This is a genomic window from Microbacterium phoenicis (assembly GCF_047302325.1).
Classification (GTDB): domain Bacteria; phylum Actinomycetota; class Actinomycetes; order Actinomycetales; family Microbacteriaceae; genus Microbacterium.
In genome coordinates this window covers 2,424,257-2,449,767 of record NZ_CP154849.1, presented here as the reverse complement: position 1 = coordinate 2,449,767, position 25,511 = coordinate 2,424,257, and the positions used below count along the sequence as shown (strand labels likewise).

The window sequence follows — 25,511 nt, the reverse complement described above, 5'->3', positions numbered from 1 at the left end:
ACCCGGGACCCGCCGCAGCGGGCCCCGGGGGACGGTCAGACGCTCGCCGGAACGCGGGTTCCGGTCGACAGGCGCTCGGCCGCGTAGGCCTCGGCCGCGTCGAGCGGCGTGACACCGCGGGCGGCCGCATCGTCGAAGAGACGTCGCAGCGTGTCGCCGATGCCGTCGATGCGCGTCGCGATCTCCTCGCGGTGGCCGGGGGTGCGCGCCTCGACGTCGAGGTAGATGACACCGCCCGCGTTCGCGACGAAGTCGGGGGCGTACAGGATGCCCCGGTCCGCCAGGCGAGCTGCTCCGGAGCGTTCGGCGAGCGGGTTGTTCGCGGGGCCGCAGACCGCGGTCGCGGCGAGCACGTCGATGACCTCGTCGGTGAGCACGCCACCGATACCTGCCGGGACGAACACGTCGGCGGGCACCAGGTGCTCGGCACCGGGCTCGACCCACGTCGCACCGAGCTCTGCAGCGAGCGACATCTTCGCGGGGTTCACGTCGGTCACCGTGAGGATCGCACCCTCACCCGACAGCCGGACGGCGAGCCGGCTGCCGACCTGACCGAGTCCCGAGATCGTGATGCGGCGACCGGCGACCTCCGGTGAGCCCGCGATGCGCTCGAGTGTCGCCCGGAGTGCCGCGTAGACACCACGGCTCGTGGGACCGGCGGGCTCGCCCGACCCGCCCACCGAATCTGGCAGACCCACGACGTGCGCCGTCCGCTCGCTGACGACGAGCATGTCCTCGGTCGTCGATCCCACGTCCTCCGCGGTCCGGTACTGGCCGCCGAAGGACTCGACCGCGTCGCCGAGGTCGAGGAACGCGGCTCGGCGCCGATCGGCGTCGAGGGTGTCCGCCTCGCTCAGGGCGATGACGGACTTGCCGCCCCCGGCATCCAATCCTGCGGTCGCGTTCTTCAGCGTCATCGCCGCCGACAGGCGAAGCGCGTCGCCCATCGCGTCGGACCAGTGCGGGTAGCGCCATAGGCGCGCGCCGCCGAGGGCGGGGCCGAGCGTTGACGAGTGCAGGGCGACGGTGACGACGAGGCCGCTTCGCCGACCCGTGATCACCTCCACGCGCTCGTGGGTGAAATCGGGCAGGGACAGAGAATGCGTCATCGCGATCCTTGTCGACGGGCCTTGTGGGCACTGCGGTGCGGATGCCGCCGATCTGCGGCATCCGTCATCATTCTGCCTCGCATATCGCCCCCCGCCTAGGCTGTGGCCCATGCAGACCGAACGCTATTCCCACGGCCACCATGAAAGCGTCCTGCGGGCGCACACCTGGCGGACGGCGGAGAACTCGGTCGGGTATCTGCTGCCGCACCTCCGCCCCGGGGCGTCCCTCCTCGACGTCGGATCTGGCCCGGGCACCATCACGGTCGACCTCGCGCGCCGGCTGGATCCGGGTCGCGTCGTGGGCCTCGACGCCTCGGCCGACGTCGTCGCGCAGGCACAGGCCCACGCCGCCGCGGAAGGCGTCACGAACGTCGCCTTCCAGACCGGGGACGCCTACGCCGTCGACGCCCCGGACGGCTCCTTCGACATCGTCCACACGCACCAGCTGCTGCAGCACCTCGGCCGGCCCGTCGACGCCCTGCGCGAGTTCCGCCGACTCGCGGCCCCCGACGGCCTCGTCGCCGCGCGCGACGTGGACTACGCGGGCATCATCATCCACCCGCACATCCCCGCGCTCGACGAGTGGCTCGACCTGCTGCTGCGCATCGGCCGTAACAATGGCGGCGAGCCGGCTGCCGGCCGGCGCCTCAAGGCGTGGGCCCGCCAGGCCGGTTTCACCGACGTCACTGTGAGCGCGTCGACCTGGCTGTTCGAGACCGACGAGCAGCGCGCGTGGTGGGGCGGGTCGTGGGCCGATCGCGCCCTTCACTCCTCGTACGCCGAGCACGCCGTGGAGCAGGGTCTCGCAGGCCAGGCTGACCTCGAGCGCATCGCGGCCGGATGGCGCGAGTGGGCCGCGGCTCCGGACGGGTGGCTCCTGATGCCGCACGGCGAGATCCTCGCGCGGGGCTGAGCGGTGACGGAGAACCTCGGCGCACGCAGCCGCCTCGTCCACGACGCGCTGCGCGCAGCCGGCATCCCGGGAGAGATCGTCGTGCTGCCCGACGCGGCGTCGACCGCGGTGCTCGCGGCGGAGGCCCTCGGGGTCGAGGTCGGTGCGATCGCGAACAGCCTGGTGTTCCAGTGCGACGGGCAGCCGCTGCTCGTCATGACCAGCGGCGCCCACCGCGTCGACACCGCGGCGCTCGCCGCTCGGATCGGGCGAGAAAAGATCAGCCGCGCGACCCCCGAGCAGGTGCGCGACGCGACGGGCCAGGCCATCGGCGGGGTCGCCCCCACCGGCCACCCGGCGCCTCTCGAGACCCTCGTCGACGAGGACCTCGCCGGCTACCCCGAGATCTGGGCGGCCGGTGGCACGCCGCACACCGTCTTCCCCATGACGTTCGACGAGCTCGTGCGGCTCACCGGCGGGCGGGTCGTCTCGGTCGTCTGACGCGCGCTCAGGTGTGGATGAGCTCGCGCTAACTCCTCATCTGCGTCGCGGCGCGAGTCGTAATGGCCGTCTGGCGGCCACTTCGAGTGCGGATCTGAGGAGTTAGCGCGCGCTCAGGTGTGGATCAGCTCGCGCCAGTTCAGGGGAACCCGGCCGCGCGGGCCGGGAGCGGGCTGATCGGCGGGGTGGCTGGTGGGTTCGGCGAGTTCGGGTCCGGTGAACATGGTCTCGTCGACGTAGTCCCAGAACCAGTCCTCGCCGGGCTCGAAGCTCTGCACGAGACGGTGTCCGGTCTCGCGGAAGTGCGCCGTCGCGTGCTGCCCGGGTGATGTGTCGCAGCATCCGACGTGTCCACACGCCGCGCAGCGGCGCAGGTGCACCCAGAACCCGTCCTGCTGATCGCATTCGGCGCAGCCCGCGCCCGAGGGGGCGACGTTGGTGTCGATGTCGGAGCTCATCTCATCCTCCCGATGGGGTCAGTAGGCCAGGGCGCGGTGCACCGAGGCGACGGCGCTCGATCCTTCGCCGACGGCGGCGGCGACGCGCTTCATCGATCCGCGGCGGACGTCGCCCGCGGCGAACACGCGCGGGGCGGACGTCTCGAACGGGAACGGCTCCCGCCCGAGGTCCCGCCACTGCGCGATGGACTGCACGGCCACGTCGGCGCCGGTGCGGATGAACCCGTCCGTGTCGCGATCGATGGCCGGCAGCCACGAGGTCGCGGGATCCGCGCCGATGAAGCAGAACAGCCCGCGCGCGTCGACGACCCCGGCCGAGTCGATCGTGACGGATTCGAGGGTCCCGTTCCCGTCGAGGGCGGTGACCTGGGATGCCGTGTGCACCTGCACCCGCGGATCGTCGGCGAGTCGGTCGGCCAGATAGCTGGACATCCGGGTGCGGAGGTCCGTGCCGCGGATGACGAGGTGCACGGGGGAGCCGTGGGCGGCGAGGTAGAGCGCCGCCTGCCCGGCGGAGTTCGCCCCGCCGACGACGACGACAGGCTTGCTCTGCACCTGGCGGAGCTCGAGCGGCGTCGCGGCGTAGTAGACGCCCGAGCGTTCGAAGTCCTCCCACCGGTCCAGGGCGAGGCGCCGGTAGGCCGCGCCGGAGGTGACGATCGCGCTGCGCGCGCGGATGACGCGGTCGTCGGAGAGGGTGACGTCGAGCAGGTCCGCGCCGACCTGCGTGAGGGCGACCGCCTCGCAGGGCGCGTAGACGCGGACCCCGAACTTCAGCGCCTGCAGGACGGCCTGACCGATGAGGTCGCCGCCGCTCACGCCGAAGGGGAACCCGAGGAAGTTCTCGATGCGGGAGGTGGATGCCGCCTGCCCACCCGGCGCGACGGCGTCGAGCAGCACGGTGCTCAACCCCTCGGATGCGCCGTAGATGGCTGCCGCGAGGCCGGCGGGGCCGCCACCGACGACGACGAGGTCGACGATCTCATCGGACTCCGACCGGTAGCTGAGGCCGAGGCGCTCCGCGACGAGTCCCGGGGTGGCACGGGGGATCGGCTCGCCCTGGACATAGGCGACGGGAAGGTCCTCGGCGGTGACTTCGTGCGCGTCGAGCGTGTCGAGGTCGCTCGGCGCGAGGGCGACGGCCTTGTGGACGAGGTCGAGCCGCTCGGCGAAGCGTCGGAGCGACAGGAAGTCGTTCGAGGTCGTCGTGCCGACGAACTTGAGCGTCATGGCGGCCGGTCCCGTCCGCAGCGACTCGCGCCGCGCCCACAGCGCGTGCAGGATGAGGTCGCAGAGCTCGTCGTCCTCGCTCATGATCTCGCGGAGCGCTGCCCGCGAGAGACGGTGCACGCGGCCCGCTTTCGTCACCCGGGCCGACAGGAACGCGCTCTGGCCGTTCAGGATGCCGAGCTCTCCGGCGAACCGGCCGGGGCCGACCGTCGTGATGACCGCCTCGCCGATCCAGCGGAGCGCATCGCGGACGATCTCGATCTCGCCCGACTCGACGACGATGAGGTCGTAGCCCGCTTCGCCGGTGCGGAAGACGTAGTCGCCGACCTCGACATCCTCGGGGACGGCGGCCGCGACCAGCCGCTGCCAGTGGACGTCGGAGAGGTCGGGCGACATCATCGCGTCCATCGTCATGGGAGCGTTCTCTTGCGCCATGGCGCCCAACCTACCGACCCGCGGGCGAGACCGGTGCGTCGGATTCCGACTGCAACGCCCGGATGAGCGACTGCGCGTCGTACGGGCCGGTGTGACGGCGGCCGTTGACGAAGAACGTCGGCACGGAGTGGATGTTCATCGCCTCGGCGTCGAACATGTCGTCGCGGACGCGACTCGCCACGTCGGGCGCGGTGAGATCGCGCTCGAACCTCGGCACGTCGAGCCCGAGACGTGCGGCGAGGCGCACGATGTCGGACGGGAGCTGGTTGTCCTGGTCGGCGAACAGGCCCCGCTCGAACTCGAAGAACTTGCCCTGCTTCGCCGCCGCCTCCGAGGCCTCCGCCCCGGCGAGGGCGTTGGGGTGCTGCACCGTGAGGGGAGCGTGGCGCCACACGTAGCGAAGGTTCGGTCCCAGTTCGTCCATGACCTCCTGGATCGACCCCGACGCCTTGAGGCAGAACCCGCACTGGAAGTCGCCGTACTCGACGATCTCGTACGGCGCGTCGGCGGACCCGAAGATGTGGTCGCGCCGCGGGTCGACGGGGCGCACGAGCGTCTGGCCGACCTCCTCCTCGGGGCTCCGCGCGTCCGCGATGCGGAACAGGATGGTCCCGAGGCCGAGAGCGATGACGGATGCCGCGAGCACCCCCACACGCGCCTGGTTCTGCGCGTCGGGGTCCTCGATCGCGAGGTCGATGATGAAGAGCGAGATCGTGAAGCCGATGCCGGCGAGGGCCGCACCGCCACCGATCCGGTCGAGCGAGAGCCCCGGGCCGAAGTCGCCGATCTTCAAGGCTTTGAGGACGGCGGTCGACCCCCAGATCCCGACGAGCTTGCCGGCGACCAGACCGACGACGACGCCCCAGGTGAGCGGGGAGGTCACGGCGGCCGCGAGGATGTCGGGGCTGAGCGAGACACCGGCGTTCGCGAGTGCGAACAGCGGCAGGATCACGTAGGCGACGTACGGCGCGTACGCGGTCTGGAGCCGCTCGTTGATCGAGATCGACTCCCGCAGGCTGTTCGCCGCGGCGCGGGCGTACTCGGTGCTCGGCGACTGCCGGAAGGTGCGGGCGAGTTCGAGGGCGTGCTCGACGTCACGGCGGTCGGGCCGGTACACCGGCACGAGCAGGGCGATGGCGACGCCGGCGAGGGTGGGATGGACGCCCGAGGCGAGGAACGCGAGCCAGACCACGACGGCGAGGGTCGCGTAGATCGGACCGCGCCCGGCGCGCACGTAGCGGACGAGGTAGATGCCCACGAGCCCGACCGCTGCGATGAGGAGCGGCATCGGCGTGAACGTCTCGGTGTAGACGAGCGCGATGATGCTGAGCGCTCCGATGTCGTCGACGACGGCGAGAGCGAGGAGGAACACCCGCAGGCGTCCCGAACCGCGCGGACCGATGAGCGCCAGGGCGCCCACGAGGAAAGCCGTGTCGGTGGAGATGACGACGCCCCAGGCATCCGCGTTCCCGCTCGGACCCGCGATGAGGACGAACAGCAGGGCGGGGAGGGCGAGCCCCGCGACGGCCGCCACGACCGGGACGACGGCGCGCGACCAGCTGGTGAGCTCGCCGATCGCGAACTCCCGCCTCACCTCGAGACCGACGGTGAAGAAGAAGATCGCCATCAGCGCGTCGTTGACGAGTGCGTGCAGCGTGAAGTCGAGCTGGATGTCGCCGAGCCCGATCATCAGGTGGGTGTCCCAGAACCCGTTGTAGGTCTCGGATGAGATGTTCGCCCATACGATGGCGGCGGCGGTGGCGATCAGCAGGAGCAGCGCCCCCATCCGGGTGCGGCCCATCCTGCCCACGTGGTCCGCGATCGAAGCGAGTTTGCGCGGCATGCATCCTCCGGTGGGGGTCGAGTCGGATGCCAGTCTCCACCCCTGCCGGGTTTCTGTCAGCGGGGAGCCGTGAGGATCTCGTGGCAGACGACGGCCGCGGCCGCCGACCAGGCCTGCGGTCGGCAGGCCGCGGGGTAGGGAGCGGGCACGGTGACGTCGCTTGCGGCGTCACCGGCATGGAGCTCCGGCATGCGATACGCGAACGCCTCGGCGGCCGCCAGCATTCCGTCGACGAGCTCGCGAGCCTGGTCCGCGAGGCCCGCGCGCGCCATGCCTCGCGCGACGATGGCCGTGTCGTGGGCCCAGACGCTGCCGCCGTGATAGCTGAGCGGCCAGTACCCCCCGGCATCCGTCGACATCGTGCGCAGGCCGAAGCCCGACGACATCGACGGACCGATGAGCAGATCGGCGACCGTGCGCTCCTCGTCGAGGTCGAGGATGCCCGTGCCCAGCAGGTGACCTGCGTTCGAGGTCAGGGTGTCCACCGCCCGGCCGTCGCGGTCGAGGGCGATCGCCGGGTAGCGACCCTCCGGGGTCTCGACCCAGAAGCGCTCGCGGAAGCGTGTGCGGAGCTCGGCCGCCCACGACCGCAGACGCTCGGCGCCGTCCTCTTCGAGCGAGTCCAGCAGATCGGCGGCCCGGACCGCCGCCTCATAGGCGTAGCCCTGCACCTCCGAGAGCGCGATGGGGCCGTTCGCGAGCGACCCGTCGCGCCACTGGATCGAGTCGCCCGAGTCCTTCCAGCCCTGATTCGACAGGCCGTGGCCGGTCTCGTCGACGTAGTCCAGGAAGCCGTCGGCGTTCGCGGACGCGATCACCCAGTCGAGCGCATCATGCATCGTGGGGAGGAGGTCGCGGACCTCGGTCTCCGGCATCCCACCCTCGTGCGCTTCGGCGAGGAGGGTGATCCACAGCGGGGTCGCGTCGACGGTGCCGTAGTACAGGGGCGGCAGCGAGATGCCCTCGCCGGGCATCGTGAGGGTGCCGGCGCGCAGCTCGTGGGCGATCTTGCCCGGCTGCTCGGCGGTCGCCGGGTCGGCGGTGGAGCCCTGCAGTCGCCCGAGGACCCGCAGAGTGGATGCCGCCATCCCCGGATCGACGGAGAGGAACAGTCTCGCCGCCCACAGCGAATCCCGCCCGAACAGGGTGAAGAACCACGGAGCGCCGGCGGCGAAGAACTCGTCGGGATTGCCCGGCAACGTCAGCCGCAGGGCGTCGAGGTCGTCGAGGGCCTGACGGAGCCAGCGGAACAGCCGCGGGTCGATCCCCTCGACCGGCTCGAGCGCCCAGTCGACCTGCCGCGTCGTCCCCCGGACCACAAGCGACGGGTCGTCGAGGTCGACGCGCCACGACACCGTGACGGACGAGCGGGGCGGGCAGGTCACGCGCCAGGTCAGGGCGAGGTCGTCGCCGTCCTCGGTCACCTCGGCGCCGGGCGCCTGCAGCCGCATCGACGATTCGCCCGCCGTCAGCTCGACGGCGTCGCCCGCGGAGGTCCGCTCGATCGGGGCCCCAACGCCCGTGCCGGATTTGACCAGCTGCATCGGCGTCGCGTCGGGGGTCACGGTGACCTCGATCGCGAGCTCGACCGGTTCCGCCAGATGCGAGACGAGGGTGAACTCCTCGGTCATCCGTCCGTCGGCGACGACGCGGCGTCGGGTCAGCCGGATCTTCGGGTCCGGCGTGCGGTCGTCGAGTCGCCGCAGGAGCGCCTCGAACCGCGCATCGGATGCCGAGTCCGCCGAGCGGGAGATCCATTCCGGCGCGTGGGTCGCGGCATCCGTCCCGTAGCGGACGCGGGTCGCGCGGATGAAGCGCGTGTCGCCGTGGAAGACGCCGTCGATCGACCCGGCACCGATCTCGCCGTCCGCGCGGGACCACACCTGGGTGGGCGCGCGGAGGACGACGACGGCGTCGGACAGGAAGGGCTGGAGGCCTGCGGTCATCCCTTGACTGCTCCTTCGGAGGTGTTCATGATGCGCTTCTGGAAGATGAAGAAGACCACCGCGACGGGGATCGTCATGAGCGCGGCGGCGGCGAGCTTCAGCGGATACTGCGTGCCCTGACTCAGCTGCCCCGACGACAGGCTCGCCACCCCTCGGGTCAGCGGGAAGAGCTCGGGCGACTGCACCGACACGATGAAGTGGGTCAGCTCGTTCCATGATCCCTGGAACGAGAGGATCACGATCGTGATCAGCGCCGGCCGCGCCATCGGCAGAACGACGGACCAGTAGACCCGGAAGGTCCCGGCGCCGTCGATGCGCGCCTGCTCCTCGACCGACGGCGGGATCGACTCGAAGAAGTTCTTCATGATGAACACGCCTGCCGCGTCGACGAGGAGCGGCAGGACCATGCCGGCGTACGAGTCGTACATCCCGAGCTGGTTCAGCACGAGGAACCGGGGGATCAACAGCACGACCGAGGGCACCGCCATGACCCCGACCACGAGCGCGAAGATCAGACCGCGCCCCCGGAAGCGCAGCCGCGCGAGGGCGTAGCCGGCGAGGGAGACGAAGAACACGCGTCCGAGGGTCACGAGGATCGTGACCACCGCCGAGTTGGCGAACCAGAGCGGGAAGTCGCTGTTGAGGAACAGCCGCTCGTACGCGGCCGTCGTGAAGGTCTGCGGGATCAGCGAGATGGGGTTGGATGCCGCCTCCTGCTCGCTCTTGAACGAGGTCGCCACCTGCACGAGGAACGGATAGATGTAGACGAGGGCGAGCAGGGCGAGGGTCCCGTACAGCGCGATCTGTCCGACACGGGATGCCGGGGTGAGCCGGCCCCGCCGCCGCGGCGTGCGGTCGATCGGCTCGTCGGTGAGCGTCTTCGTCCGAGCGAGGGTTCTGCTGTCGGTCACGACCGTGCCCCCTTCGGCGTGTAGGCGCGGATGCGGCGCTTCGAGACGGGCCGCTCGCGCAGGAGCCACCGCTGGAAGAGCGTGAACGCGATGATGATGAGGAACAGGATGAAGGCGATCGCGGCGCCGATGCCCCAGTCCTGATTGCTGAACGCCGACGTGTACGAGAGGTACGCCGGAGTGATCGTCGTCTTGCCCGGCTGGCCCTTGGTGCCGGTGTAGATCTGGTCGAAGACCTGCCAGCAGCCGATGAGCCCGAGCGTGATGACGGTGAAGAGCGTCGGGCGCAGCTGGGGGAGCGTGATGCGCCAGAAGCGCTGCCACGCGCTCGCACCGTCCATCATCCCCGCCTCCGTCAGCTCGTAGCCGACGTTCTGCAGGGCCGCGATGAACAGCAGCATGAACGTGCCGCTCGTGGTGAACACCGCCATGAGGATGAAGGCGCTCATCGCGACCGAAGGGCCGGCGATCCAGTCCCAGCCCGAGAGACCCAGGAAGCCGGGCTGCGAGATCGCGGCGGGCGCGGCATCCACTCCGAAGGCGCCGAACAACAGGTGCACGATGCCGCGGGGGTCGTTGAACCAGTTCGGTCCCTTGCCGCCGGTGACGGCCGCGATGAGGGCGTTGACGGGGCCTGCGGCGCTGAAGAGGAAGATCCACAGCACCGTGATGGCGACCGAGCTCGTCACGGACGGGAAGTAGAAGGCGGTGCGGAAGAAGCCGCGCGCCCTCATCATCCGGCGGCTCACGAGAACCGCGAGGAACAGCGACAGTGCGGTCTGCAGCGGCACGACGAGGAAGACGTACCAGGCGTTGTTGCGCAGCGCGGTGCCGAAGTCGCGACTGCGCAGCCCTTGGCCCGAGGTCAGCTCGCTGTAGTTGTCGAGCCCCACGAAGTTGACGTTCGGCGAGAGCGGGCTGCCCCGGCCGCCCCAGTCCGAGACGCTCACCCAGAGCGCCATGAGGACGGGGAGGAACAGGAACACCCCGAGGATCACGACGACGGGGGAGACGAACAACCACCCGGCGACACCCTCGCCGCGACGCAGACCGTGTGAGCGGTGGTCGCGGCGAGGGGTCTTCTCGGGTGCCCGTTCCGTGGTGACGGGCGAGGCCATGTCAGCCGACGATCGCCTCGAGGTTGGACTGGACGCTCTGCAGGATCGTGGCGGGGTCGCCGTCCTTCAGAGTCGCCAGCTGCGCGTTGAAGTCGGTGAAGACATCGGACACGCCGTCGTTGGTCGGCACGCCCTGGGCGTAGTCCGCGCCGGCGAGGAACGCGGCGAGGTCGGGGTTGTCGGTGGTCCACTGGTCGGCGGCGGACTGCACCGACGGCATCGGGCCGAACGCCTTCGAGAACGCGAGCTGCTGCTCGGCGGTCGTCAGGTACTCGACGAGGCTGAGAGCGGCCTCCTGGTTCGGGCTGTCGGCGGCCATGCCCCAGCAGTTCGTGAACTGCAGGGTGCCCTTGCCGGCGGGACCGGTGGGCAGCTCGACGACGAGCGGGTCGACGTCGGGGTAGTCGCCGAGCGCGCCGGTGATCCAGTTGCCCTCGATCGTCATGGCGCCCAGCTGCTTGCCGAACGCCTCACCGCCCCAGCCGGCGCCCACGTCGGCGGCGTAGGCGAACGTGCCGTCGGCGAGGTGCTCCTTGACGTAGGCGAGGGCGTCGGTGTTCTCCTGACTGTCGGCGACGGCCGTGGCGCCGTCCTCCGAGACCAGTCGGCCGCCGGCCTCCGCCATGAAAGCACCCACCCGCTGGTACTCGCCGCTGAAGACGAGACCCGTGGTGTTGCCCGAGGTCAGCTTCTTCGCGGCTGCGGCCAGCGAGTCCCAGTCGGTCGGGATGTCGGCATCCGTGAGGCCCGCCTCATCCCACAGGTTCTTGTTGATGATGAGCTGCAGCGTCGAGAAGTCCTTCGGCGCGCAGTAGAACTTGTCGTCGTAGGTGAAGTTCGTGACGAGCGACGGGTAGAAGTCGTCTTTGTTCTCGAGCTGGTCGCCGTAGGCGATCACCGAGCCGTTGTCGGCGTAGCCGGCGAGCAGTTCGGTCGCGAGGTAGAACAGGTCCGGCGGGTTGCCGCCGGCGAAGCCCTGCGAGAGCTGCTGGGTGAGGTCCGTGGCGGCGACGACCTCGGCGTCGACGCCGGAGTCCTTCGACCACGCGGCGACGGCCTCCTTGACCGCGGCCGTCTCGGCGTCGCCGGACGAGCCGATCATGATCGTGAGGGCGTCGTCGGATGACGTGAGCCCGCCGCCGTCGGCCCCGTCAGCCCCGCCTGAAGCGGCGGGGCCGTCGTCGAAGCCCGAGCCGCCGCATCCCGCGAGGGCGAGTGTGGCCGCGAGGCCGACGCCGCCGAGCGCCATGAGTCGTCTGCTGTGTCGCATGTCCGTATCTCCTTCGATCCCGGTGCTGCGATCGTTCCGACCGTGCTGATCTCGGTCGACTTTGAACGATCAAATTGTGGAATGCTGACCAACGTAAGAGGGTGGTCCCATCACTGTCAAGGGGGCGGGATGCGTCGATGAGTGAAAAGTCGATAACGATCGAGGACGTCGCCACGGCGGCCGGTGTGTCGCGTCAGACCGTCAGCAACGTCCTCAACTCGCCCGCCATCGTGAAGACCGCGACACGCGAGCGGGTGCAGGAAGCCATCACCCGTCTCGGCTACTCGCCGCATGCCTCCGCCCGGCGGCTGCGCACGCAGCGGAGTGCGACCATCGGCATCCACCTCGATCCGTATGCCGGCGGGATCTCGGGCGTCGTGCTCGACCGGTTCGTCCACGCCCTGACCGAGAGCGCCGGCGACCGAGGATTGCGCGTGCTCGTGTACGCGGCATCCGATCAGGACGAGGAGATCCGGCGGATGTCCGACCTCGTCCACGCCGGCGATGTCGAAGCCGTCGTCGTCACCGGCACCCGTTACGGTGATCGCCGGATCGCCTGGCTCACCGAGCGCGGCGTGCCCTTCGTGTCGTTCGGCAGGCCGTGGGATGCCGCCTCGCCTGACGAGTCCGCGCACCTGTGGGTCGACGTCGACGGCGCATCGGGCACGCGGGCCGCCACCGAGCACGCGCTGACCGTCGGCCCGCGCGTCGCGTTCCTCGGCTGGCCCGCGGGATCGCCCACGGGCGATGACCGTGAGCGCGGGTGGCGCGACGCGATGACGGATGCCGGTGCCCGCCCGGACCTGCGCCTGTCGTCCGAGGAGCGTGTCGCTGACGCGCGCGAGCGGGTGGTGGAGCTCCTCGCGACGACCGACGTCGACGCCATCGTGTGCGCGAGCGACACCCTCGCCGTCGGAGCCCATCTGGCGGCGGTCGCGGCGCAGCGCGCGGACCTCGCGATCGTCGGCTTCGACAACACTCCCGCGGCCGAGGCGCTGGGGCTCGCGAGCGTCGAACAGCTGCCCGAACTCGTCGCCGCCGGAGCCCTCGACCTGCTGATGGCGGGCGGGACTCGCATCGAGAGACGTGCGGCGGGCGAGGGCGAGGGGCACGTGCTCGTGCAGCCGCGCCTCGTCGTGCGCTGAGGAAGGCGCGGCGGCCGGCGCGTCGGCTCCGCCGCTGCGCGTGCTGCGGACATCCGGGCGACACGCCGTGGGCGTCGGCGTCGCCTTCGGCGCGTCGCCGAGGATCTCCGCCGTTAGGCCGCCGGGTATCGGGCCGGTGCCGCAGCCAGGGACCCGGGTTGCGAGGAGTGGACCCACGCCCGGCCGCCCGGGGCTCCGGGCAACGACCGCTGAGTTCTCGGTCGTTGCGGACGGGAACCGGCCTCTTCGCGCCGCGAACAACGGAATTCCCGCGGTTGGTGCCGCTTCCAGGGGGTCATCGCCGGCCGATGCGGCGGGAGAGTTCGGCCGCCGCGTCCTTCGCGAGCGCGGCGAGGCGGTCGGAGTCGACGTCGGCGTCCTCCGGCCAGGTGACGGCGATCGCGGCGGCGGGCCAGTCGGCGTGGTCGCGGACGGCGACGCCGACGGAGCGGAAGCCCAGCGTCACCTCGCCGTCCTCGGTCGCATGACCGTCGGCGCGGGCCTGCCGGAGGAGTTCCCGCAGCTCGCCGGGTCGAGCCGGCCCGCGGCCCGTGCGCTGGACGGAGAGGGATGCCGCATTGGGGAACAATGCCCGGACCTGCTCACGGGGGAGCGCGGCGAGCATCGCGCGGCCGGTCGCCGTCAGGTGCGCAGGCAGCCGCACGCCGACGTCGGTGATGAGGGCGGGGCGTCGCGGGGCTCGTTCCTCGACGATGTACAGGACGTCGCGCCCGGTCATGACGGCGAGGTGCGCGCTCTCGCCGGCGCGGTCGGCGAGCTGCGCGACGATGGGGCGTCCCAGCCGTGCGAGCGGCTCCTGCCGCGCGTACCCGCCGGCGAGCTCGAACGCGGCGGTACCGAGTCCCCAGCGGCGGTCGCCGTCGAGGTGCACGACGAACCCGTGCGCCGCCATCGCCGCGAGCAGGTGGTACACCGTCGATCGAGGCAGCTCGAGGTGGGTCGCGATCGTCTGCGCCGCGACGGGCCCGCGCTGGTGCGCGAGGAAGCTCAGGATACGGAGCGTCTGATCCGCCGCGGGGACCTTGGGCCTGTCGGGGGCCGGCGCCTGCGGCTTGTCTGGGATCGGCGCCTGCGGATTGTCTGGGATCACAGACACAGGATGCCACGGCCGCCCCCCGCGGACCGTCGCCGCACGCTGGAATCGACGCATGCCCGTCCTCACCGCCGTCACCCTCGGGGACGCCCCGCTCACCCCCGCCGAGGTCGTCGCCGTCGCCCGCCACGATGCGCACGTCGTCGTCTCGGACGCGGCGCTCGCACGCACCACCGAGACCCGCGCGCTCATCGAGCGGCTCGCCGACGATCCCCAGCCGCACTACGGGATCTCGACCGGCTTCGGCGCGCTCGCGACGACCTTCATCGCGCCCGACCGGCGCCGTCAGCTGCAGGCGAGCCTCATCCGCTCGCACGCCGCCGGAACCGGACCCGAGGTCGAGCGCGAGGTGGTCCGCGCGCTGCACCTGCTGCGCCTGCAGACCCTCGCGACCGGCCGCACCGGCGTGCGTCCCGTGGTCGTCGAGACGTACGCCGCGATGCTCAACGCCGGGATCACCCCGATCGTGCACGAGTACGGCTCGCTCGGCTGCTCCGGCGATCTCGCCCCGCTCTCGCACATCGCGCTCGCCGCGCTGGGCGAGGGGCCGGTCCGCACGGCGGACGGCACGAAGGTCGACGCCGCCGACGCTATGGCGGCCGCCGGCATCCGTCCCCTCGTCCTCGAGGAGAAGGAGGGGCTCGCCCTCATCAACGGGACAGACGGCATGCTCGGGATGCTGTCGCTGGCCCTCGCCGACCTCGACACCCTGCTCGCGACCGCCGACCTCGCCGCCGCGCTGTCAATCGAGAGTCAGCTCGGCACCGACGCGGTCTTCGCCGCGGACCTCATGGCACTCCGCCCGCAGTCGGGGCAGGCCGTGTCGGCCGCGAACCTGCGCCGCGCGCTCGCCGACTCGCCGATCGTCGCGAGCCACCGCGATCCGGCCGTCTGCACCCGCGTGCAGGATGCGTATTCGCTCCGCTGCTCGCCGCAGGTGCACGGCGCCGCCCGCGACACCCTCGACCACGCGCGCATGGTCGCGGAGCGCGAGCTCGCGTCTGCCGTCGACAACCCGGTCGTGACCCCCGACGGTCGCGTCGAGTCGAACGGCAACTTCCACGGAGCGCCGGTGGCCTACGTCCTCGACTTCCTCGCGATCGCCGTCGCCGACGTCGCCTCGATCTCGGAGCGCCGCACCGACCGGGCGCTCGACCGCACGCGCAGCAACGGGCTGCCCCCGTTCCTCGCCGACGAGGTCGGCGTCGACAGCGGCCTCATGATCGCGCAGTACGCCGCGGCGGGGATCGTCTCGGAGCTCAAGCGTCTCGCGGTGCCGGCATCCGTCGACTCGATCCCGTCGTCGGCGATGCAGGAGGACCACGTCTCGATGGGGTGGGCCGCCGCCCGCAAGCTCCGCCGCGCGATCGACGGCCTGGCCCGCGTGCTCTCGATCGAGGTGGTGACGGGATGCCGCGCCCTCGACCTGCGCGCCCCGCTGCAGCCTGCGCCGGTCACCGGGGCCGTCCGCGACCTCGTCCGCACGGTCGTCGAGGGGCCCGGGCCCGACCGCTTCGTCGCCCCGGACATCGAGGCCGCGACTCAGCTCGTCGTCTCGGGCGAGGTCGCCCGCGCCGCGTTCGGACCCGCCGTCGAGCGGACATCCGCCGCCGCGAGGACGAATAGCCCCGTATCCGTCCGCTCGAGCGCAGATGTCCGCTCGAGCGCCCCGCCGTCCGAAGGAGCACCGGCATGACCGACACGACCACGACCCGCAGCGTCCGCGCCGACCGAGGCAACACCCGGACAGCGAAGAGCTGGGGCGCCGAGGCGGCGAAGCGGATGCTGATGAACAACCTCGACCCCGAGGTCGCCGAGCACCCCGAGGACCTCGTCGTCTACGGCGGCACGGGAAAGGCGGCCCGCTCGTGGGAGGCGTTCGACGCGATCGTCCGCACCCTCGACGAGCTCGAGCCCGACGAGACGCTGCTCGTGCAGTCCGGCAAGCCGGTCGGCGTCTTCCGCACGCACGAGTGGGCGCCGCGCGTGCTCATCGCGAACTCGAACCTCGTCGGCGACTGGGCGACGTGGCCCGAGTTCCGGCGGCTCGAACACCTCGGCCTGACGATGTACGGGCAGATGACCGCGGGTTCCTGGATCTACATCGGCACGCAGGGCATCCTGCAAGGCACGTACGAGACGTTCGCCGCCGTTGCGCGCTCGCTCGGCCGCGACTCGCTCGCCGGCACGCTCACGCTCACCGGTGGCGCGGGCGGCATGGGTGGCGCGCAGCCGCTCGCCGTCACGATGAACGGGGGAGCGGTGCTCGTCGTCGACGTCGACGAGTCCCGCCTGCGCCGCCGCGTCGAGCACGGCTACCTCGACGAGCACACCGCCGACCTCGACGCCGCGATCGAGCGCGCCGTGGCCGCCAAGGACGCCGGCGAGGCGCGGTCCATCGGCGTCGTGGGGAACGCGGCCGACGTCTTCCCGGAGCTTTTGGCCCGCGGCATCCCGATCGACATCGTGACCGACCAGACGAGCGCGCACGACCCGCTCGCCTACCTCCCCTCGGGCGTCGCGTTCGAGGACTGGAAGGGCGCGGCATCCGCCGACCCCGAGGGCTTCACGCTGCGCTCGCGGGCGTCGATGGCGCGGCACGTCGAGGCGATGGTCGGATTCCAGGATGCCGGGGCCGCGGTCTTCGACTACGGCAACTCGATCCGCCGCGAGGCCGAGCTCGGCGGCTACGACCGCGCGTTCGCCTTCCCCGGGTTCGTGCCTGCGTACATCCGGCCGTTGTTCGCAGAGGGCAAGGGCCCGTTCCGCTGGGTGGCGTTGTCGGGCGATCCCGAGGACATCGCGAAGACCGACCGCGCCGTCGCCGAGCTCTTCCCCGAGGACGCCGCGCTGCACCGATGGCTTGAGAAGGCCGCCGAGAAGGTGCACTTCGAGGGACTTCCCGCACGCATCTGCTGGCTCGGATACCAGGAGCGCCACCTCGCGGGGTTGAGGTTCAACGAGATGGTCGCGTCGGGAGAGCTGTCGGGTCCGATCGTCATCGGTCGCGACCATCTCGACGCCGGCTCCGTCGCGAGCCCCTACCGCGAGACCGAGGCGATGGCCGACGGTTCCGACGCGATCGCCGACTGGCCGCTGCTGAACGCCCTGCTGAACACCGCGTCGGGCGCTGCGTGGGTGTCGATCCACCACGGCGGCGGCGTCGGCATCGGGCGTTCCATCCACGCCGGTCAGGTCACCGTCGCCGACGGCACGCCGCTCGCCGCCGAGAAGCTCGCGCGGGTCCTGGTCAACGACCCGGGCACGGGCGTCATGCGCCACGTCGACGCCGGCTACGACCGCGCGAAGGAGGTCGCCCGCGAGCGCGGCCTCACCGTCCCCATGCTGGACGCGTGACGTGGCGACGCTGTTCACCGGCATCGCCGAACTGACGACGAACGCGGATGCCGCGGCCCCCACCGCGACGATCGCCGACGCCGCCCTCCTCGTCGACGGGGGCCGGGTCGCGTGGTCGGGTGCGGCCACTGACGCCGAGACTGCAATCGCGCGCCGAGACAGCGGTCTGCTGCCGACGTCTCGGCCTGCCGCTGCAGTCTCGCGGTCAGAGGCTGAGGTCGCGCGCGTCGACCTCGGCGGCCACGCCGTGATCCCGGGCTTCGTCGACAGTCACACGCACCTCGTGTTCGCCGGCGACCGCGCGGATGAATTCGAGGCGCGGATGACCGGTGCGCCGTATGCCGCGGGCGGCATCCGGCGCACCGTCGCGGCGACACGCGCGGCGACGGACGACGAGCTGCGCGCTCGACTCGCCGCGCTCGTCGCCGAACTGCACGCGCAGGGGACCACGACGTTCGAGGTGAAGACGGGCTACGACCTCACCGTCGACGGCGAGTCGCGGCTCGCGCGACTCGCGGCCGAGGTCACCGACGAGGTGACCTACCTCGGCGCGCACGTCGTGCCCAAGGGGGCGGACCGTGCGGCGTACGTCGACCTCGTGTGCGACGGCATGCTCGCCGCCGCCAGGCCGTACGTGCGCTGGGTCGACGTGTTCTGCGAGCGCGGCGCGTTCACCGAGGCCGAGAGCGAGCGCATCCTCCGCGCGGGAGCGGATGCCGGGCTCGGCGTCCGCGTGCACGGCAATCAGCTCGGCGAGGGGCCTGGCGTGCAGCTGGCGGTGCGGCTGGGTGCGGCATCCGTCGACCACTGCACCCACCTGACGGATGCCGACATCGCGGCGCTCGCGGGATCCGATACCGTCGCGACCCTCCTGCCGGGTGTCGAGTTCTCGACGCGGCAGCCGTACCCCGACGCGCGCCGACTCATCGACGCCGGTGTGACCGTGGCGCTCGCGAGCGACTGCAACCCGGGCTCGAGCTTCACGAGCTCGATGCCGCTCATGATCGCGCTCGCCGTGCGAGAGATGGGGATGACGGTCGGTGAGGCCGTGTGGGCGGCGACCGCCGGGGGAGCGAGGGCGCTGCGCCGCACCGACGTCGGCCACCTCGGCGCGGGGGCGCGTGCCGACCTGATGGTGCTCGATGCCCCGAGCAGACGCCACCTCGCCTATCGGCCGGGCGTGCCGCTCGTGCGCCGCGTCTACCGCGGCGGCGAGGAGCTCAGTCCGCGCTGACGTCCCGCGGGGTGTCGACGCTCCACCGAGCCGGCGGCACGGACGTCGCGACGTCCCAGTCGTCGGTGTCCCAGGTGAACGTGGCCACCGCGCACGTCGGCATCGCGCCGATGCCGCCGCCCGACAGCTGCTCGGCGAGCACCGTCATCCCCGGGTCGTGCGCGACGACCACGACGTCGGTCACGCCGCTCGTCGCAGCGGCCGCGAGCAGACGAGCGCCGGGCGCACCGTAGAGTCCCTCGTCGGTCTCGACCTCGAGCCCGAGCGCATCGGCGAAGACCTGCGCCGTCGTCCGCGCACGGACCGCGGTCGACGACAGGATGCGCGCGGGCCGCACGCCCGTCGCCGCGAGTCGACGCGCCATGAGCGGCGCGTCCCGCCTGCCGCGGTCGTTGAGTGGGCGTTCGTGGTCGTCCTGACCGGTGCCCCAGTCGCTCTTGGCATGTCGGACGAGGATGAGGGTGATCATGCGAGAGCCCTTCCGGCGAGCAGTTCCAGGACGCAGAGCGCGGCGAGTCTGACGGTGCGGCCGTCCGCGGCATCGGCCGTCGCGTCGACCTCGACGATGTCGGCACTCACGACCCGCCGGTCACCGGTCGCCGCACGGACGAGAGCGCGGAGCTCCCACGCCTCGAGTCCGCCGGGGACGGATGCCGGGCATCCCGGCGCCACTGAGCGGTCGCACACGTCCACGTCGATGTCGAGGTGCACGTCGCCGGCTGACCCCGCGATGGCCAGAGCCTGGATCATGACGTCCTCGGCGCCGCGGCGGCGGACCTCGTCGAGGGTGATGACGGTGATGCCGAGGTCGGCGGCTCGCTGTGCGTAGGCCACCGAGTTGGCGAAGTCGGCGATCCCGATCTGAACGATCCGACGGGGGTCGAGTCCGTCCTCGACGAGGCGGCGGACGGGCGAGCCGTTCGAGACGCCGTCGCGCAGGTCGAAGTGCGCGTCGAGGGTGATGAGGCCCGTGACGCCCGCGCCCTGCGCCGTCGCGTAGGTCACGGAGTTGTCGCCGCCGAGCGCGATGATGAGGTCGGCGGCGGCGCGCAGCGCGCGCACCCGCTGCCGCACACGATCCTCACCCTCGGGTCCATCGGGATCGTCGACATCGCCTGCATCCGCAATCCGGAGCGCGTCGTTCAGGTCGACCGGGGGAGGGCCGAGCAGTGTCGGGCTGAACCGGCGCAGCGCCTCGCGGACCGCGGTCGGCGTCGCGTGCGCCCCGGTGGGCGAGAGCGACGTCCGAAAAGCCGGGAGACCGAGAAGGACGGCGTCCACCCGCCCCTCGGGTGCGGGCCAGTCCCCGGCGCGGGGCCAGAGCGGATCGACGGACAGCGCCATGGTCAGGGCAGCAGCAGGTGGGCGAAGGTGAAGATCGCGAGTCCCGCGAGGGCGCCGACGATCGTGCCGTTCAGGCGGATGTACTGCAGGTCGCGGCCGACCTGCAGCTCGATCTTCTGGCTCGTCTCATCGGCGTCCCACCGCTCCACCGTGTCGGTGATGATCGACGCGATGTCGTGACGGTAGCGGTCGACGAGGAAGACGGCGGCGTCGGCGATGCGCTTGTCGACGCGCTCCTGCAGCGCGGTGTCGGTCGCGAGCCGGTCGCCCAGATCGCCGAGGGCGGCGGTGACGCGGCGGCGGAGCGGGCTCTCTTCGTCGGCAAGCGAGCGCAGGAGGCCCGCCTTCGCGGTGTTCCAGGCGTCGGCGGCGAGCGCCCGGACGCGCGGGCTGTCGAAGACCGCGCTCTTCGCGCCCTCGAGGCGGCCGATGGTCTCGGGGTCGTACTGCAGGTTGTCGGCGAGGCGCTCGAGATACTGGTCGAGCGCCTTCCGGGCCGGGTGCTCCGGGTCGCGCTGCACGGCCGCGACGAACTTCGTGGCCTCGTGATAGACGGTGTCGTCGACGAGGCGCATGGCGACCGACGGCACCCACGACGGCAGGCGTCGTGAGACGAGTCCGTCGAACGCCTCGCGGTTCGCGTCGAGCCAGCGGGCGATGCTGTCGACGCCCAGGTCGACCGCGCCGCGGTGGGCGTCGGCATCCACCACCCGCGACAGCCAGGTGCCGAGCGAAGGACCCCACGAGGGCGAGAGCAGGTGTTCGTGCGCGAGGTCGCTGATGAGGTCCTGCACCTCGTCGTCGCTGAGGGCGGTGAGGATGCCGGAGGCCATCGTCGAGGCCTCGGCCGCGACGGTCTTCGCGTGAGCGGGATCCTGCAGCCACGTGCCGGCGGTGCGGGCGATATTGGTGGACTCGAGCTTCTGGCGGACGACGCCGCCCTCGAGGAAGTTGGTCTCGACGAATTCGCCGAGCGTGCGTCCGATCTCGTCCTTGCGGCGCGGGATGATCGCGGTGTGGGGGATCGGGATGCCGAGGGGGTGCCGGAAGAGCGCCGTCACCGCGAACCAGTCCGCGAGGGCGCCGACCATGCCGCCCTCGGCCGCCGCGCGCACGTAGCCCCAGCCCGAGAGGTCCTTCTCGAGGATGAACGCGATGACGAAGACGATCGCCATGAACAGCAGGGCGCCGAGGGCGACCGCTTTCATGGTGCGGAGCCCGCGATACCGCTGCTGGTCAGCGGTGCTCAGCGAGTCGTACGGGATGCGGGCCATTCGGCCATCCTGCCACGGTGGCCCTCAGCGACCCGGGCGACTCACGGTTCGACCGGCCCCAGCCACGCGTTCGCGAGCGCACTGTGCACCGACTCCGGGTCGGAGGGGTGGAACACCCCGGCGAGCACGTCGCGGTAGAGCCTGCTCAGCTCGTTGCGGGTGAAGAAAGACGACCCGCCCGCGACGAGCATCGCCTCGTCGACGACCTGCTTCGCCGTCGTCGCGGCGCGGTGCTTGATGGCGGACAGCTTCGGGAACCACATCGCGCCGTGGTCGACGAGCCCGTCGACGTCGGCGGCGAGGGTCTCGACCTGCACCGGGAGGGCGTCGTACGCGAGCGCCATGTCGGCTACCCGCCAGCGGATGTCGGGATCCTGGCTGTAGGTGCGGCCCGTCTTCTTCGACGTGCGCGAGCGAGCGGTCTCCACGGCGAGGTCGAGCGCGCGGCGGGCGATCCCCGTGTACACGGAGGCCAGCAGGATCTCGAAGGCGCTGAAGATCCCGAAGACGAGCGGGTCGGGGCTCGGACCCACCGGCAGGCGGCGGACGATCCGGTCCGCCGGGGCGACGGCACCGTGCAGCTCGGTCGTCCGGGATTGCGTTCCGCGCATGCCGAGGGTGTCCCAGTCGTCGCGGGTGACGACGGCGTCGCTTCGGGGAACGAATGCGAACACGAGTCGTGGGTCCTCGGGGTCGGACGCGTCGAGTCCGTGGAGCCCCAGGTGCGTCCACACGGGCGCGAGCGACGTGAAGATCTTGGTGCCCGTGAAGGCGTACGAGCCGTCCGGCCGGGGCACGGCATCCGTATCACTGCCGAACAGCACGAGGTCGTTCCCCGCTTCGCTGATGCCGAAAGCGAAGACCTCGCCCGCCGCGGCACCTTCCTGCACGAAGCGGAGCGCGTCGTCGCCGCGGTCCGACATCACCTTTGCGACGCCCGTCCACACGAGGTGCATGTTGATCGCGAGGGCCGTCGCGGGAGCGGCGCCTGCGAGGCGCTGCTGCAGGACGGATGCCTCTCGGAGCCCCAGCCCCGCCCCGCCGAGCTCGGTCGGCACGAGGATCGCGAGGTAGCCGGCGTCGCGGAGCTCGCCGAGATCCTCGTCGGGGAACCGGTTCTCGGCGTCGACGGCGGCCGCACGGGAGCGGATGCGCTCCAGCAGATCGTCCGGGAGGTGCGCGGCAGCATCGAACGTCATGACGGCAATCCCCACGTCCGGATCGCGTCCAGGAGCGCCTGGGCCGCGGCATCCGGAGCGTCGCGGTGCGGTGAATGCCCCGTGCCCGGCACGACGGACATCGACACCCGGGGATTCTGCAGCACCTCGGCGGCGAGGTCGCCCGTGAAGATCGAGTAGACGGCCGGGTCGCCCGCGATGACATGGGTGGGGACGGTGAGACGGGATGCCGCCTCCCGCACGTCCCACGGCGTGTTCTGCAGTCCCGTCTGCTCGACGGCGAAGCGGCTCGCCTGCTGGGCGGCGATCGCCTTCAGCTCGACGTCGAGCTCGAGCCATTCGGGGTGCGCGGCTCGGACCGCGCCGACCGAGGTGTCGGCGAACGCCTGCTCCTGGCTGGCGCGGACGGCGTCGCGATCGGCGTCCGCGAGGTGGATCGCAGGATCGACGAGGACGAGATGGCGCGTCCAGGCGGGTGTCGACGATGCGGCGACGGTTGCCGCCGCGCCGCCGAGCGAGTGGCCGAGGACGAGGTCCCACGTCGCCTCGCCGGCGGGCAGCGTGTGGACGAGGTCGACCGCGTACGCGTCGATCGTGTAGTCCAGGCCCCGCGGAGCGGCGCCGTGGCCGCGCAGGTCGACGGCGTCGACACGCCAGCCGGCGTCGGCGAGGGCGACGGCGTAGCGCCACATGAGCGCTCCGCTCGACCCGACGCCGTGGACGAGGAGCGCCCGGCGGTCGCTGTGAGGATCTCCCCAGCTCAGGCGGGGGAGGGTGATGGGTGAGGGCATGCTCTCAGCCTAGGACGGGTCCCAGGCCCCCGAGCCGGGCCAGGATGGGGGGATGATCTCCACCGACCTGGCACGCGAGCTGCGCGCGAGCGGCTTGATCTGGCGTCCGCGCTCCGGCGATCGGTTCCAGCTCGACGAACCCGAGTTCGAGGCCGACGTCTACACCGTCAGCGACATGACTGTCGAGGCTCGCAGCTACCCGACCGGCGATCTGCTCGCCTTCAACGGGACGACCGAGTGGGCGCTCGATTCGGTCGCCCTCGAGGACGCGCTGTGGCTGCCCTCCGAGGCGCAGCTGCGTGAGATGCTCCGGGGCACGTTCCGGTCGCTCCGTCGCCTTCCCGACATCCACGAGGTGGAGATCGAAGTGGATGCCGCGCCCCACCTCTTCCGGCATCCGCAGCCTGCCGACGCGTACGCGCAGGCCGTTCTGTTCCTGCTGCGTCGCGCGGCGTGATGTGCTCGCTCAGGTGATGAGCGGGACGGGCTCCGTGTCGGGGATGGGGCTCGCGTCGCGGCCGCGCAGGTCGGGGAACCCGCGGACGAACACGGCGGCGACGAGCGCGCCGGCGACGGCGAACCCGGAGGCCGCGATGAACGCGCCGACCGAGCCCACGCCGTCGATGAGGAAGCCGGCGACCGCGGAACCGGCGGCGGCGCCGATGAGCTGGCCGGTGCCGATCCACCCGTAGGCCTCTGCCGTCTCGCTGAAGCGCACGCTCGCGCTCGTGATCGCGAACATGACGGCGAGGGCCGGAGCGATGCCGAGGCCGGCGACGAAGAGCGATGCGCCCATCCACCAGGCGTTGAGGCTGATCATGACGAGCGAGACGCCGACGGCGACGATCGTCAGGCGACGAGCCATCGCCCACCGGCCGATCGGGATGTGGCCGAAGCCCAGACCGCCGGCGAGGCTGCCGACCGCGAAGACGGCCAGGACGATCCCCGCCTCGAGCCCCTCGTGGCCGAACGACGCGACGACGCCGGCCTCGACGGCCGCGCACGCGCCGATCAGCAGGAAGCCGGTCACGGTGGACAGCAGCACGACCGGCTTGCCGAGGACCCGTCCGAATCCGCGACGGCTGCGGGGGATGCGGACGCGGCCCACCTCGGGCGAGGCGATGAACCAGGTGCACCCGCCGATGAGGATCACGGCGATGAGGAAGAGTGCCGGAACCGTGCCCACCTGTGTCGCGACGAGCGTGATGAGGACCGGGGCGAAGATCCAGATGATCTCCTGCAGGCTGGCATCGAGCGAGAAGAGCGGTGTCAGCTGACGCGACGTGACGATCTTGGGATAGATCGTCCGGACGGCGGGCTGGACCGGGGGATTGGCGATGCCGGCGATGAAGCCGAGGACGATGAACCCCGGCATCCCGAACGGATTCACCGCGAGGGCGAGGACGGCGGCCGCGCAGACGGCGGCGGTCAGGGTGAGGACGCGGCGCATGCCCCAGACGCCCATCCACCGGCTGGTGACGGGACCGGAGATGGCCTGGCCGATCGAGACGGCGGCGAGGACGATGCCCGCGTAGCCGTAGGACCCGGTCGACTGCTCGACGTGGAGGAGCACGGCGAGACTCGTCATCCCGCTCGGGAAACGCGCCGTCAGCTGTGCCGCGATGATGCGCGCGACACCCGGTGCGCGCAGGAGTTCCGAGTATCCCGCCACCCTGCCAATCTACCGTCGCCCACCGACATCCCAGATGTGGGGTGCGCTCCCGCGGCGACACGCCGACGACACGCCGGGGGGTCGGATTCGCTCCCGATCCGATGTCGGAGGTTCCTCGTATCGTCCGACCTGTGGACAACCAGCCGAGGGCTTCGCGGTTTCGGCCGGAATCCCGGCCTTTTCGAGTCCGTCCCGAACTTCGCGGATTGGGGATGAATCGGTGGACAACCTGTGTTGTATCTGTGGAGAGATGCGGAAAAACTACACAGATGTAACTACTACCCCTTGTGGTGCTTCCGGGTGTCCGTACCCATATGTAGTATTGAGCTCCCGGCGGCCTCACACCCCCGGGAACCAGGTCGACGGGCGGATCCCGCCCGCATCCTGCAGTCAGATTTCACGAACGAGAAGGACCCCGCACCGGCGGGGACCAGAGGCAGAGAGAAGGTCGACAGATGGCGATCACCGTGTACACGAAGCCGTCCTGCGTGCAGTGCAACGCGACGTACCGGGCGCTGGACTCCAAGGGCATCGACTACGAGGTCCTCGACCTCTCCGAGGACCCGGCGGCCCTCGAGCACGTCAAGTCGCTCGGGTACCTCCAGGCTCCGGTCGTCGTCACCGACGAGGACCACTGGTCGGGCTTCCGTCCCGACAAGATCGACGAGCTCGCGTCTCGCCTGGTCTGA

Annotated in this window: 23 protein-coding genes; 8 read left to right on the top strand and 15 right to left on the bottom strand. The window is 71.4% G+C overall.

Annotation, left to right across the window (positions count from 1 at the left end; all coding sequences use genetic code 11):
• Positions 1-35: 35 nt before the first annotated feature.
• Positions 36-1,109: a Glu/Leu/Phe/Val dehydrogenase dimerization domain-containing protein gene (locus ABCU91_RS11935; RefSeq protein ID WP_413353839.1), complete on the bottom strand. Its 1,074-nt coding sequence runs from the start codon at positions 1,107-1,109 to the stop codon at positions 36-38.
• Positions 1,110-1,218: 109 nt separating this feature from the next.
• Between ABCU91_RS11935 and ABCU91_RS11930 the strand changes: the two genes are divergently transcribed.
• Both ABCU91_RS11930 and ABCU91_RS11925 read left to right on the top strand, forming a co-directional pair.
• Positions 1,219-2,022, top strand: a complete 804-nt coding sequence (locus ABCU91_RS11930; protein WP_413353838.1) for a methyltransferase domain-containing protein — start codon at positions 1,219-1,221, stop codon at positions 2,020-2,022.
• A 3-nt stretch (positions 2,023-2,025) separates the two neighbouring features.
• Complete coding sequence (locus ABCU91_RS11925) at positions 2,026-2,502, top strand: YbaK/EbsC family protein (protein WP_413353837.1); 477 nt, start codon at positions 2,026-2,028, stop codon at positions 2,500-2,502.
• Between the two features lie 113 nt (positions 2,503-2,615).
• Here the strand turns inward: ABCU91_RS11925 and ABCU91_RS11920 are convergent, their stop codons facing one another.
• Genes ABCU91_RS11920 through ABCU91_RS11890 form a run of 7 tightly spaced genes read right to left on the bottom strand, consistent with a single transcriptional unit; the run spans position 2,616 to position 11,713 of the window.
• Complete coding sequence (locus ABCU91_RS11920; protein ID WP_018188459.1) at positions 2,616-2,960, bottom strand: UBP-type zinc finger domain-containing protein; 345 nt, start codon at positions 2,958-2,960, stop codon at positions 2,616-2,618.
• Positions 2,961-2,978: 18 nt separating this feature from the next.
• Positions 2,979-4,625: an FAD-dependent oxidoreductase gene (locus tag ABCU91_RS11915; RefSeq protein ID WP_413353836.1), complete on the bottom strand. Its 1,647-nt coding sequence runs from the start codon at positions 4,623-4,625 to the stop codon at positions 2,979-2,981.
• 10 nt (positions 4,626-4,635) lie between these two features.
• On the bottom strand, positions 4,636-6,468 hold the full coding sequence (gene nhaA, locus ABCU91_RS11910; protein ID WP_413353835.1) for a Na+/H+ antiporter NhaA: 1,833 nt from the start codon (positions 6,466-6,468) through the stop codon (positions 4,636-4,638).
• A gap of 56 nt (positions 6,469-6,524) precedes the next feature.
• Positions 6,525-8,414 (bottom strand): glycogen debranching N-terminal domain-containing protein, encoded by a 1,890-nt coding sequence (locus ABCU91_RS11905; protein ID WP_413353834.1) that lies wholly within the window; start codon positions 8,412-8,414, stop codon positions 6,525-6,527.
• Positions 8,411-9,325 carry a carbohydrate ABC transporter permease gene (locus ABCU91_RS11900; protein ID WP_413353833.1) on the bottom strand — a complete coding sequence of 305 codons (915 nt, stop codon included), beginning with the start codon at positions 9,323-9,325 and terminating at the stop codon, positions 8,411-8,413. Before ABCU91_RS11900 ends, ABCU91_RS11905 begins: the two co-directional genes overlap by 4 nt.
• Complete coding sequence (locus ABCU91_RS11895) at positions 9,322-10,443, bottom strand: carbohydrate ABC transporter permease (protein ID WP_413353832.1); 1,122 nt, start codon at positions 10,441-10,443, stop codon at positions 9,322-9,324. Before ABCU91_RS11895 ends, ABCU91_RS11900 begins: the two co-directional genes overlap by 4 nt.
• 1 nt (position 10,444) lies before the next feature.
• Positions 10,445-11,713 carry an extracellular solute-binding protein gene (locus ABCU91_RS11890; RefSeq protein ID WP_413353831.1) on the bottom strand — a complete coding sequence of 423 codons (1,269 nt, stop codon included), beginning with the start codon at positions 11,711-11,713 and terminating at the stop codon, positions 10,445-10,447.
• Between the two features lie 137 nt (positions 11,714-11,850).
• On the opposite strand from ABCU91_RS11890, the gene ABCU91_RS11885 reads away from it, so the two are divergent.
• Positions 11,851-12,858, top strand: a complete 1,008-nt coding sequence (locus ABCU91_RS11885; protein ID WP_413353830.1) for a LacI family DNA-binding transcriptional regulator — start codon at positions 11,851-11,853, stop codon at positions 12,856-12,858.
• Between the two features lie 295 nt (positions 12,859-13,153).
• Here the strand turns inward: ABCU91_RS11885 and ABCU91_RS11880 are convergent, their stop codons facing one another.
• Positions 13,154-13,975 (bottom strand): IclR family transcriptional regulator, encoded by an 822-nt coding sequence (locus tag ABCU91_RS11880; RefSeq protein WP_413353829.1) that lies wholly within the window; start codon positions 13,973-13,975, stop codon positions 13,154-13,156.
• A 52-nt stretch (positions 13,976-14,027) separates the two neighbouring features.
• Between ABCU91_RS11880 and hutH the strand changes: the two genes are divergently transcribed.
• The 3 genes from hutH to hutI are packed head-to-tail and all read left to right on the top strand — an operon-like array spanning position 14,028 to position 18,563.
• Entirely contained in the window at positions 14,028-15,668 is a 1,641-nt protein-coding gene (hutH, locus tag ABCU91_RS11875) for a histidine ammonia-lyase (protein ID WP_413353828.1), read from the top strand.
• Positions 15,665-17,329 carry a urocanate hydratase gene (gene hutU / locus ABCU91_RS11870; protein ID WP_413353827.1) on the top strand — a complete coding sequence of 555 codons (1,665 nt, stop codon included), beginning with the start codon at positions 15,665-15,667 and terminating at the stop codon, positions 17,327-17,329. Before hutH ends, hutU begins: the two co-directional genes overlap by 4 nt.
• Position 17,330: 1 nt before the next feature.
• Positions 17,331-18,563: an imidazolonepropionase gene (gene hutI / locus ABCU91_RS11865; protein WP_413353826.1), complete on the top strand. Its 1,233-nt coding sequence runs from the start codon at positions 17,331-17,333 to the stop codon at positions 18,561-18,563.
• Here the strand turns inward: hutI and ABCU91_RS11860 are convergent.
• The 5 genes from ABCU91_RS11860 to ABCU91_RS11840 are packed head-to-tail and all read right to left on the bottom strand — an operon-like array spanning position 18,550 to position 23,150.
• Entirely contained in the window at positions 18,550-19,032 is a 483-nt protein-coding gene (locus tag ABCU91_RS11860; RefSeq protein WP_413353825.1) for a SixA phosphatase family protein, read from the bottom strand. The genes hutI and ABCU91_RS11860 overlap by 14 nt on opposite strands.
• Entirely contained in the window at positions 19,029-19,907 is an 879-nt protein-coding gene (locus tag ABCU91_RS11855) for an agmatinase family protein (RefSeq protein ID WP_413353824.1), read from the bottom strand. Before ABCU91_RS11855 ends, ABCU91_RS11860 begins: the two co-directional genes overlap by 4 nt.
• A 2-nt stretch (positions 19,908-19,909) precedes the next feature.
• Positions 19,910-21,181, bottom strand: coding sequence for a DUF445 domain-containing protein (locus ABCU91_RS11850; RefSeq protein ID WP_413353823.1), 1,272 nt, complete (start codon positions 21,179-21,181; stop codon positions 19,910-19,912).
• 41 nt (positions 21,182-21,222) lie between these two features.
• A complete protein-coding gene (locus ABCU91_RS11845) occupies positions 21,223-22,380 on the bottom strand; it encodes an acyl-CoA dehydrogenase family protein (protein ID WP_413353822.1) in 1,158 nt (385 codons plus the stop codon).
• The gene (locus ABCU91_RS11840) at positions 22,377-23,150 is read right to left on the bottom strand and encodes an alpha/beta fold hydrolase (protein ID WP_413353821.1); all 774 of its coding nucleotides are present in this window, start codon (positions 23,148-23,150) and stop codon (positions 22,377-22,379) included. The genes ABCU91_RS11845 and ABCU91_RS11840 overlap by 4 nt, the downstream gene beginning before the upstream one ends.
• A gap of 52 nt (positions 23,151-23,202) precedes the next feature.
• Between ABCU91_RS11840 and ABCU91_RS11835 the strand changes: the two genes are divergently transcribed.
• Positions 23,203-23,607 (top strand): hypothetical protein, encoded by a 405-nt coding sequence (locus ABCU91_RS11835; RefSeq protein WP_018188441.1) that lies wholly within the window; start codon positions 23,203-23,205, stop codon positions 23,605-23,607.
• A gap of 9 nt (positions 23,608-23,616) precedes the next feature.
• Here ABCU91_RS11835 and ABCU91_RS11830 read toward each other — a convergent pair whose 3' ends face one another.
• Entirely contained in the window at positions 23,617-24,822 is a 1,206-nt protein-coding gene (locus ABCU91_RS11830) for an MFS transporter (RefSeq protein ID WP_413353820.1), read from the bottom strand.
• 455 nt (positions 24,823-25,277) lie between these two features.
• Between ABCU91_RS11830 and nrdH the strand changes: the two genes are divergently transcribed.
• Complete coding sequence (nrdH, locus tag ABCU91_RS11825) at positions 25,278-25,511, top strand: glutaredoxin-like protein NrdH (RefSeq protein WP_018188439.1); 234 nt, start codon at positions 25,278-25,280, stop codon at positions 25,509-25,511.

Excerpts from the sequence above, each read along its gene's own strand:
- ABCU91_RS11935 (WP_413353839.1), bottom strand. The coding sequence starts at position 1,109 with ATGACGCATTCTCTGTCCCTGCCCGATTTCACCCACGAGCGCGTGGAG.
- ABCU91_RS11930 (WP_413353838.1), top strand. The coding sequence starts at position 1,219 with ATGCAGACCGAACGCTATTCCCACGGCCACCATGAAAGCGTCCTGCGG.
- ABCU91_RS11920 (WP_018188459.1), bottom strand. The coding sequence starts at position 2,960 with ATGAGCTCCGACATCGACACCAACGTCGCCCCCTCGGGCGCGGGCTGC.
- ABCU91_RS11915 (WP_413353836.1), bottom strand. The coding sequence starts at position 4,625 with ATGGCGCAAGAGAACGCTCCCATGACGATGGACGCGATGATGTCGCCC.
- nhaA (WP_413353835.1), bottom strand. The coding sequence starts at position 6,468 with ATGCCGCGCAAACTCGCTTCGATCGCGGACCACGTGGGCAGGATGGGC.
- ABCU91_RS11905 (WP_413353834.1), bottom strand. The coding sequence starts at position 8,414 with ATGACCGCAGGCCTCCAGCCCTTCCTGTCCGACGCCGTCGTCGTCCTC.
- ABCU91_RS11895 (WP_413353832.1), bottom strand. The coding sequence starts at position 10,443 with ATGGCCTCGCCCGTCACCACGGAACGGGCACCCGAGAAGACCCCTCGC.
- ABCU91_RS11890 (WP_413353831.1), bottom strand. The coding sequence starts at position 11,713 with ATGCGACACAGCAGACGACTCATGGCGCTCGGCGGCGTCGGCCTCGCG.
- ABCU91_RS11885 (WP_413353830.1), top strand. The coding sequence starts at position 11,851 with ATGAGTGAAAAGTCGATAACGATCGAGGACGTCGCCACGGCGGCCGGT.
- hutH (WP_413353828.1), top strand. The coding sequence starts at position 14,028 with ATGCCCGTCCTCACCGCCGTCACCCTCGGGGACGCCCCGCTCACCCCC.
- hutU (WP_413353827.1), top strand. The coding sequence starts at position 15,665 with ATGACCGACACGACCACGACCCGCAGCGTCCGCGCCGACCGAGGCAAC.
- ABCU91_RS11860 (WP_413353825.1), bottom strand. The coding sequence starts at position 19,032 with ATGATCACCCTCATCCTCGTCCGACATGCCAAGAGCGACTGGGGCACC.
- ABCU91_RS11855 (WP_413353824.1), bottom strand. The coding sequence starts at position 19,907 with ATGGCGCTGTCCGTCGATCCGCTCTGGCCCCGCGCCGGGGACTGGCCC.
- ABCU91_RS11850 (WP_413353823.1), bottom strand. The coding sequence starts at position 21,181 with ATGGCCCGCATCCCGTACGACTCGCTGAGCACCGCTGACCAGCAGCGG.
- ABCU91_RS11845 (WP_413353822.1), bottom strand. The coding sequence starts at position 22,380 with ATGACGTTCGATGCTGCCGCGCACCTCCCGGACGATCTGCTGGAGCGC.
- ABCU91_RS11840 (WP_413353821.1), bottom strand. The coding sequence starts at position 23,150 with ATGCCCTCACCCATCACCCTCCCCCGCCTGAGCTGGGGAGATCCTCAC.
- ABCU91_RS11835 (WP_018188441.1), top strand. The coding sequence starts at position 23,203 with ATGATCTCCACCGACCTGGCACGCGAGCTGCGCGCGAGCGGCTTGATC.
- nrdH (WP_018188439.1), top strand. The coding sequence starts at position 25,278 with ATGGCGATCACCGTGTACACGAAGCCGTCCTGCGTGCAGTGCAACGCG.